The organism is Zavarzinia sp., from assembly GCF_049306435.1.
Taxonomy (GTDB): Bacteria; Pseudomonadota; Alphaproteobacteria; order Zavarziniales; family Zavarziniaceae; genus Zavarzinia.
This window is the reverse complement of sequence record NZ_JBAQRT010000113.1, coordinates 1-8,770: the sequence shown is the minus strand read 5'-3', so window position 1 is coordinate 8,770 and position 8,770 is coordinate 1. Positions and strand designations below refer to the sequence as shown.

Genomic DNA, 8,770 nt, shown 5'->3' with positions numbered 1-8,770 from the left:
GCCCGCTGCTGCGCGCCGGGGCCGAATTCGGCGAACTGGCCCGCGCCGCGACCGAGCCGGCGGCCCATGGCTGGCGCAGCGTGCCCCTGCCCTTCTTCGACGGGCGGGACATCATTCCCATCGTCATTTTCGTGCATCGTCACGAAAGCGCGCCGGAAGGCGCCGGGGACGAGAGCCACCAGGACGGGAAGCCGGCCCGGGGCGGCACCCGTTTCATCGTCGACCTGTCGCCGAGCGAATTCGGTCCGCTGCAGATCGACGGTTTCGCGCAAGGGGGGCGGGTCGATACGGTGTTGCGCAGCCGGCGGGGAATGCCGGCCGACCTGCGCGACGGACTGGTGGCCCGCTACGCCGCCCTGCTGGCCGAGTCCGGCCTTGCCGGCACCCTTGCCTTCCAGATTCAGGACGGGCCGCTGGCCGGCCCGCATCTTGGCCCCGCCACCGGGCCGAAGCGCGGCGGCGGCATCTCGATCACCGCCTGAACAGGCTCGGGTCGATCACCGCCTGAACAGGCTCGGGTCGATCACCGCCCGAGCAGCCTCAGGGCCGGCGGCGCCGGTGCTGCACGATCGCGACCTCGTCGAGTTCCGCCTGTTCGGCGTGCGCCGCGGCGGCCTTGCGCTGGCGCAGCTTCATCTCGACCGCGATTTCGTAACGCTTCACATCCTGGAAGGCGCTCGATACCGCGTTGGCCGCGGCCTCGATCTTGGGGGCCAGTTCGTCGATCGTCTGCTGCATGATGCCCCGGCGCTGGCGCGCGCCCGAGAGATAGGCGGTGAACTGGCGCAGGGCTTCAGTCGAGACATGGGTCGCCGCCCGCTCGCGTTCGATCTCGGCATCCAGCATCAGGATCTTGTGATCGAGTTCCGACCGCAGCTGTTCGAGTTCGGCCAGCATTCGCCGTTTTTCGTCCAGTATCCGCTGATGCAGGCGGATCAGGGTGGGGAGCCCCCGCTTGCTTGCCATCCGCCTACTCCTCGCTCATCACGGGCGCCAGGATGCCGGCCAGCCGGCCATAGCCATCATCGAGTGTCGATTTCTCCGTCTTGCCCTGACCGAGAAACGCCTCGAGCGGGGGTTGAAGCTCGATCGCCGTATCGACCTCGGCGTTGGAGCCCCGGCGATAGGCGCCGAGGCGGATCATTTCCGACATGTCGTCATAGGCCGACATGTAACGCCGCGCGGTCTTGACCAGGCGGTTTTCCTCGGGCGTGTTGCAGCCCGGCATGGTGCGCGAGACCGAACGCAGGATGTTGATGGCGGGAAACCGCCCCCGCTCCGCGATCGCCCGCTCCAGCACGATGTGACCATCGAGAATGCCGCGCACCGCGTCGGCGATCGGCTCGTTGTGGTCGTCCCCCTCGACGAGGACGGTGAAGAGCCCGGTGATCGTGCCCTGGCCGGTGCCCGGCCCCGCCCGCTCCAGCAGTTTCGGCAATTCGGCGAAGACAGTCGGCGTGTAACCCTTGCTGGTCGGCGGCTCGCCGCCCGACAGGCCAATCTCGCGCTGGGCCATGGCGAAGCGCGTGACCGAATCCATCAGGCACAGGACGTCCTTGCCCTGATCGCGGAAATATTCGGCGACGGTCAGGGTCATATGGGCGGCCTGGCGGCGCATCAGGGCGCTTTCGTCCGAGGTCGCGACGACGACGACGGACCGGGCGAGACCTTCCGGCCCGAGATCATCCTCGATGAATTCCCGCGCCTCGCGCCCGCGTTCGCCAACAAGGCCGATGACGATGACATCGGCGCTGGAATAGCGCGCCAGCATGGACAGAAGCGATGACTTGCCGACACCGGAGCCGGCGAAAATGCCCATGCGCTGGCCCCGGCAGCAGGTCAGGAACGTGTTCATGGCGCGCACGCCGAGATCGATCTTGGAGCCGACCCGTTTCCGCTGGTGCGCCGGCGGCGGCTGGCGACGCAAGGGGTAGGCATGGGCGCCGCGCGGCAGATCGCCTTCGCCATCGACCGGCCGGCCGAGGCTGTCGATGACCCGGCCCAGCCACTGGTCGGAGGGATAGACCGCGGCCACGCCATCCTCGATGATCACCCGCGCCCCCATGCCGACATTGTCGATCGGGCCATAGGGCATGGCGAGCGCGCGGGTTTCGGAGAAGCCGACGACCTCGGCCAGGGTTTCGCTGCCGTCGCGCCCGACAAGGCGCATCCGCGAGCCGACGCCGACCATGCCCTTCACCCCGGCGACCTCGACCACCAGACCCTGTACCGCGACCACGCGCGCGAAGCGGGTCAGCGCGGCCATGCCGTCTATCTCGGCGATCAGGGCTTGCAAGGGCTCGGCCTCCGTTCCGGGGGTTGGGAGAGGAGGCCATGATGCGCCCGGACGATTAACCGATGGTAAAGCCTGGCGCCGGTCATGTTGCGCTGCAGCTACCATTTGTTAATCATGCGGCCGTTAACGTGGTTGCATCGAATGCGCGCGGGGCGCAGATTAACCTTTGTAAACAAGACGACCGCAACGCGGTAAAGGCGGGGGGTGCCGATGCGCGTTCTATTGATCGAAGACGATCCGCAGATTTCCAAGAGCATCGAGTTGATCCTCGGCGCGGAGGGGCTGAACGTCTATACGACCGACCTGGGCGAGGAAGGTCTCGACCTCGGCAAGCTCTATGACTACGACATCATTCTTCTCGACCTGAACCTGCCCGACATGAGCGGCTTCGATGTCCTGAAGAAGTTGCGCGCCTCGCGCGTGACGACGCCGATCCTGATCCTGACCGGCATCGGCGGGCTCGATTCCAAGGTCAAGGGCCTCGGCTTCGGCGCCGACGACTATGTGACCAAGCCCTTCCACCGGGAAGAACTGGTCGCCCGCATCCATGCGATCGTGCGCCGCTCCAAGGGTCATTCCCAGTCGCAGATCACCACGGGCCGCATGACCGTCAACCTCGACGCCAAGACCGTCGAGGTCGATGCCAAGCCGGTTCATCTGACCGGCAAGGAATACAGCATGCTCGAGCTTCTCTCCTTGCGGAAGGGCACGACCCTGACCAAGGAAATGTTCCTGAACCATCTTTACGGCGGCATGGACGAGCCCGAGCTGAAGATCATCGATGTCTTCATCTGCAAGCTGCGCAAGAAGCTGACCCAGGCGACCGGCGGCGAGAATTACATCGAGACCGTCTGGGGCCGGGGCTATGTCCTGCGCGAGACGGTCGTCGCGGACACGGGCAAATCCGCCACGGCTTGATCGAGAAACGCCGCCCGGTCAGCGCCGGGCGGCACGCTTCAGGTGATCGAGGATCAGGGCGTTCACCTCGGCCGGCTTTTCCCGGTGCAGGAAATGGCCGGTATCCTCGATGATCTCCAGCGCGACACCGCCGGGATAATCTTCCGGGCGGATCGCGCGGCGGAAGGCATCAACCGCGAAACAGCCGTCGCGCGTGCCCGCCAGCACCAGGCTGGGCAGCTTGATGCGGCGCGACGCCCGCCGCACGCCTTCCTTGAAACGCCCGGTGAAGGGCGAGGCCAGCGCCCGGTAGTAGGCGAGCGCGGCCTGTTTCACCCCCGGCGCCGACAGGGTCGCCTTCACGCCGTCGAGAACGCCGTCCGCCGGCGTCCAGCCCGGCGACCAGCGCCGCCACAGGACATCGACGAGACGCCAGTCGCGCTTTTCCAGCAGCCAGTCGGCGATGCCGCGCGCCTGGAACAGGCCGATGTACCAGAAGGGCAGCATCAGCCAGGGCGCCGAGGCCGCCGTCGCGATCAGCCGGCCCGTGGGTGGGATCGCGATCGCGGTCCAGCTGGCCAGCCGCTCCCCCCGGTCGGCGGCCACGACATGGCCGATGACCGCGCCCCAGTCGTGCCCGATCAGATGGATGGGGCCCGGCCCCAGGCTATCGATCAAGGCCCCTAGATGATCGGCGAGGGCGGCGATCGTGTAATCGCCATCGGCCGGCTGGGACGACGGCTCGTAACCCGGCATCAGCGGGGCGAGCACGCGAAACCCGGCATTGGCGAGCACCGGCGCCAGTTCGTCGAAGGAATGATTGTTGTCGGGAAAACCGTGCAGGCAGAGCGCGATCGGCGCATCCGCCGGATCGCCCGGCGGCAGGGTCTCGAAGGTGGTCAGCCGCAGGGCGCCCGCGCTCAGGGTGATGACCCGCGTCTCCACCGCTACGAACTCCATGGCCTCATCTCTCCCTTGCCCGAATGGGCGGGAGTTTGTCCCGGGGGCGAGCTTGTCGCAACCCCGGCAAACGGGTGGGGTCAGGGCCGCGTCGTCGGCGCGACCTCGTAGAGGCCCCGGCGATCCTTCACCGGCCGGAAGCGGTTGGTCAGCCCCAGCACGGTTTCCGCCGCGCCGAGGAACAGCATCCCGTCCTCGGGCATCGTGTCGGCCAGGCGATCCAGCACATTGGCCTTGGTCGGCTGGTCGAAATAGATCAGCACATTGCGGCAATAGACGACATCGCAGCGCCCAAGACTGTTGAAACTGTCGAGGAGGTTATATTCTCGGAACTGCACCATCGAGCGGATCTCGGGCGCGATGCGCCACTGGTCGCCTTCCTTCTTGAAGTATTTGACCAGAAGCTGGATCGGCAGGCCGCGCTGGACCTCGAACTGGGTATAGAGGCCGGCGCGCGCGCGCAGCAGCACTTCCGACGAAATATCCGTGCCCACGATCTCGACCCGCCAGCCGGCCAGCTGCGCCTTGTGCTCGGACAGGAGCATGGCCAGGGAATAGGGCTCCTGCCCGGTCGAGGCGGCGGCCGACCAGATGCGGATGCGCTTGCTGTCCGCGCGGGACTCGAGCAGGCGCGGCAGGACATGGGCCTTGAAGGTGTCGAACGGCGTGTTGTCGCGGAAGAAGAAGGATTCATTGGTGGTCATCGCCTCGACCACTTCGCGGATCAGCAGCTCGTCCTTGCGCCGCAGGGCGCCGACCAGACCGTCGAGCGTGGCGAGGCCCCGCTTCCGCGCGATGGGCAGCAGGCGCGATTCCACCAGATAGCCCTTGTCCCCGGTCAGGATCAGGCCGGAGCGGGTCTTCAGCATGTCGGCGAGATACTGGAAATCGAGCGGATTCATCAGCGCCCCCCCGCCAGGGCCGGGCCCCGGAGCATTCGCTCGGCCGCGGTGCCGATTTCCCCCAGGGGCAGCACGGCAGAACACAGTCCCGCGCCGGTCACGGCGCCCGGCATTCCCCAGACGACGCTGCTGGCCTCGTCCTGCGCGATCACGGTGCCGCCGGCGTCGACGATGACCCGGCAACCGTTCAGCCCGTCCTGCCCCATGCCGGTCAGGATGACGACGAGGCTGGCGGCGCCATAGACCGTGGCGACGGAGCGCAGCATGGGATCGACCGAGGGCCGACAGAAATTCTCGGGCGGGGCGTTGCTGAGACGCAGGACGCGGCTGGTCCCCTGACGCTCCACGATCATGTGGAAACCGCCGGGGGCGACATAGATGCGGCGGCCTTCGAGCGTTTCGCCGTCACGCGCCTCGGCCGCCGCGACCCCGGTCGCCTTGGCCAGATGTTCGGCCATGATGGCGGTGAAGGTCGCCGGCATGTGCTGGGTGATGAGGATCGGCACGTCGAGGCGGGAGGCCAGCGGCCCGAGCAGGGTCGACAACGCCTGCGGCCCCCCGGTGGAGGAGCCGATGGCCAGAACCTGCGGCCGGACAAGCCCGGCGGCCCGCAGCGAGATCGGCGGGGGAACGCGCGCGGGCCGGGCTTCGGCGATGGCGACGGGGACCGCTTCCGGCCTTGTCCGCAGCCGCTGGCGCCGGACCGAAGCGCCGAGCGCCCGCACCTTTTCCACCAGCTCGCGCCGGAAGATGTCGACCGTGCCGGCCTCGCGGGTCGAACTGGGCTTGGTCAGATAGTCGGCGGCCCCGAGGGTCAGGGCCTTCATGCTGATTTCGGCGCCCGACCGGGTCAGGGTCGACGACATCAGGACCTTGGCGTTGCCGGCAAGACGCAGGATTTCCGGCAGGGCGGTCAGGCCGTCCATCTCGGGCATCTCGACATCGAGAATGATCACGTCGGGCGCGGCCCGGGCCACCAGGCGGATCGCCATCGCGCCATTGGGCGCGGTCGACACGATCTCGATATCGGCCTCGGCGCCCAGCCAGCGCGCCACCATCCCGCGGATGACCGCCGAATCGTCGACGATCATGACTCGCAGGGGTGATGTATCCCCTGCCTTTCCCTCCGGTATCGTGCCCGCAGCGGCCATGTCAGAGCGCACCGACCGAGGACAGCTTGGCTTCCAGAATCTCCCGGTCGAACGGCTTCATGATGTATTCGCTGGCCCCCGCCTCGAGCGCGGCCTGAATGTGATCGATGTCGTTTTCCGTCGTGCAGAAGACGACGATCGGAGCATCGCCGCCCGGCAGCGCGCGCAGCGCCTTCAGGAATTCGAGGCCGTTCATGACCGGCATGTTCCAGTCCAGCAGGATGAAGAAGGGCAAGCCCGCCCCGCAGTGTTCCAAAGCCTGCTGACCGTCCCCCGCTTCATCGACCTGGAAGCCGATTTCTTCGAGCATACGGCGCGCCACCTTGCGGATCACGCGGGAATCATCGACGACGAGGCAGGTCTTCATGACCGGTATCCCGTAAAAGCAGAGACGTCATTCAGGCCGCGCGGCGGCTCTCGAGCGTGAGGCGCAGCGATTGCAGCAGCCCTTCCTTATCACCCTTCGCGACATAATCGGCGAAGCCGACGGCGCGACCGCGCTCGAAATCGGCGGGGGCCGTGCGCGACGACAGGGCGATGATCGGCGTTGTCCGCCAGCGGCCCTCGTGCCGGACATGTTCGGCGAACGCGAAACCGTCCATCCCGGGCATTTCGATATCCGACAGGATCAGATCGAAATCGGTCCCCTGTTCGCGCAGCTTGAGGGCGCCGGCCGCGTCCTCGGCCATGGTCACCCGATAGCCGGCGACCGAGAGCACGGGCATGATCATGTTGCGGAAGAAGGGGCTGTCGTCGACCAGCAAAATCGACCAGTTGCGGTTGGTCGTCACCACCTCGGCGGCGGAGCGGCGGAACCAGTCGTCATAGGCCTGGGTCAGGTAATGAGCGACATCGACGACCCCCGTGGCCTGGCCGGCGACGACGGCGGTGCCGATCAGGCCGGGACGTTCGGCCTTCAACTCGACGTCGAGATGATCCTCGACGATGTCGATGATCTCGTCGACCGCGAGGCCCATGGCCCGTTCGCCATCGGCGAAGACGATGACCGGCTGCCCGCCCGAAGCCTTCAGCCGATGCTCGGCATCGGCGCAGACGATGGGCATCAGGCGTCCGCGATACTGGACCACCGGCCTTCCATTGGATTTTTCGATCCGCTCGACCTCGATTTCCTCGAGCCGGGCGACCAGCGATAGCGGCACCGCCTTCAGTTCGTTGCCGCCCGCCCGGAAGATGAGCAGCGACGAGGCGTCGTCATGCTGGGTGGCGGCCACGGCATCGGCCTGACCGTCGTGATTCTCGCGCAGGGCTTCGCCCGTCTGCAGGGCAAGGCCATTGGGATCGAGGATCATGATCACGCTGCCGTCGCCAAGGATGGTGTTGCCCGAGAACAGGGCATTGTCGCGCAGGATGGTGGCGACCGGCTTGACCACGATTTCCTCGGTATCGAACACCCGGTCGACGACGATGCCGAAGGTCTGGCTGCCGACCTGGGCGACGATGATGAAGGCTTCGTCGCGGCGCTTCGTTCCCGCCGGCACCAGTTTCAGGGTCTCGTCGAGGAAGATCAGCGGCAGCAGGCGGTTGCGCAGGCGAACGACCGGCGTGCGGTTGATTTCCTCGATCCGGTGTTCGGAATCCGGCGTCGCCCGGACCAGTTCGACGACACCGATCTGCGGCACGGCGAAACGCTCGCCCGCGCATTCAACGATCAGCGCCGAGACGATGGCGAGGGTCAGCGGAATCTTGATCTGGACGGTGGTGCCCTTGCCCAGATTGGTCTTCAGATCGATCGTGCCGCCGATCTTCTCGATATTGGTGCGGACCACGTCCATGCCGACGCCGCGACCCGAAACGCTGGTCACCTTGTCCGCCGTCGACAGGCCGGGATGGAAGATGTAGCGCGCGACCTGGGCTTCGGACATCGCTTCGAGATCGGCTTCGGACGCAAGGCCACTGGCCGCGACCTTCTGCCGGATCCGCGCGAGGTTCAGGCCCCGGCCGTCGTCGGCGATCTGGATGATGATGTGACCGCCTTCGTGATAGGCGTTCAGGGTAATACGGCCGGACTCGGGCTTGCCGGCGGCGCGGCGCTCGGCCGGGGTCTCGAGGCCATGGTCGGCGGAGTTCCGCACCATGTGGGTGAGCGGATCCTTGATCAGCTCCAGTACCTGGCGATCGAGTTCGGTTTCGGCGCCGACCATCTGCAGGTCGATCTTCTTCTTCAGCTCGTGCGACAGGTCGCGCACGATGCGCGGCAGTTTGGACCAGGCATTGCCGATCGGCTGCATCCGGGTCTTCATCACGCCTTCTTGCAGCTCTGACGTGCAGAGCGACAGGCGCTGAAGCGGGCCGGCGAATTCGGTATCGCCCATGCGGCGAACCATCTGCAGCAGCTGATTGCGGGTCAGCACCAGCTCCGAGACCATGGTCATCAGGTTTTCGAGCAGATCGACCGAAACGCGCAGGGTCTGGTTGCCCAGCGGGGCTTCGCCGCGCCCCTCGTTCGGGTCGGCGGCTTCCGCCGGACGGGCCGGCGGGGCAGGCGGCGGATCGCGGTGAACGACGGCGGTCTCGGCCGCCTCCGCTTCCGAGAGGAGCGGGGC

General features: G+C 66.9%; 8 protein-coding genes and 1 pseudogene. 2 read left to right on the top strand and 7 right to left on the bottom strand.

Annotation, left to right across the window (positions count from 1 at the left end; translation table 11 throughout):
* Window positions 1-482 (top strand): annotated as a pseudogene (locus WAZ62_RS06140) (hypothetical protein); the annotation flags it as partial.
* 58 nt (window positions 483-540) lie between these two features.
* Here the strand turns inward: WAZ62_RS06140 and WAZ62_RS06135 are convergent.
* Both WAZ62_RS06135 and fliI read right to left on the bottom strand, forming a co-directional pair.
* Window positions 541-966 (bottom strand): flagellar FliJ family protein, encoded by a 426-nt coding sequence (locus tag WAZ62_RS06135; RefSeq protein WP_422642631.1) that lies wholly within the window; start codon window positions 964-966, stop codon window positions 541-543.
* A gap of 4 nt (window positions 967-970) precedes the next feature.
* Window positions 971-2,296 carry a flagellar protein export ATPase FliI gene (gene fliI / locus WAZ62_RS06130; protein ID WP_422642630.1) on the bottom strand — a complete coding sequence of 442 codons (1,326 nt, stop codon included), beginning with the start codon at window positions 2,294-2,296 and terminating at the stop codon, window positions 971-973.
* 210 nt (window positions 2,297-2,506) lie between these two features.
* On the opposite strand from fliI, the gene ctrA reads away from it, so the two are divergent.
* Complete coding sequence (ctrA, locus tag WAZ62_RS06125) at window positions 2,507-3,214, top strand: response regulator transcription factor CtrA (RefSeq protein ID WP_422642629.1); 708 nt, start codon at window positions 2,507-2,509, stop codon at window positions 3,212-3,214.
* Window positions 3,215-3,232: 18 nt separating this feature from the next.
* Here the strand turns inward: ctrA and WAZ62_RS06120 are convergent, their stop codons facing one another.
* The 5 genes from WAZ62_RS06120 to WAZ62_RS06100 form a co-directional block, all read right to left on the bottom strand.
* Window positions 3,233-4,153, bottom strand: a complete 921-nt coding sequence (locus tag WAZ62_RS06120; protein ID WP_422642628.1) for an alpha/beta fold hydrolase — start codon at window positions 4,151-4,153, stop codon at window positions 3,233-3,235.
* An 80-nt stretch (window positions 4,154-4,233) separates the two neighbouring features.
* Window positions 4,234-5,055 carry a CheR family methyltransferase gene (locus WAZ62_RS06115; RefSeq protein ID WP_422642627.1) on the bottom strand — a complete coding sequence of 274 codons (822 nt, stop codon included), beginning with the start codon at window positions 5,053-5,055 and terminating at the stop codon, window positions 4,234-4,236.
* Window positions 5,055-6,206 (bottom strand): protein-glutamate methylesterase/protein-glutamine glutaminase, encoded by a 1,152-nt coding sequence (locus WAZ62_RS06110; RefSeq protein ID WP_422642626.1) that lies wholly within the window; start codon window positions 6,204-6,206, stop codon window positions 5,055-5,057. Before WAZ62_RS06110 ends, WAZ62_RS06115 begins: the two co-directional genes overlap by 1 nt.
* A 1-nt stretch (window position 6,207) precedes the next feature.
* Window positions 6,208-6,573 carry a response regulator gene (locus tag WAZ62_RS06105; protein WP_422642625.1) on the bottom strand — a complete coding sequence of 122 codons (366 nt, stop codon included), beginning with the start codon at window positions 6,571-6,573 and terminating at the stop codon, window positions 6,208-6,210.
* A 31-nt stretch (window positions 6,574-6,604) separates the two neighbouring features.
* On the bottom strand, window positions 6,605-8,770 hold a 2,166-nt coding region (locus WAZ62_RS06100), incomplete at its 5' end, for a chemotaxis protein CheW (RefSeq protein WP_422642624.1).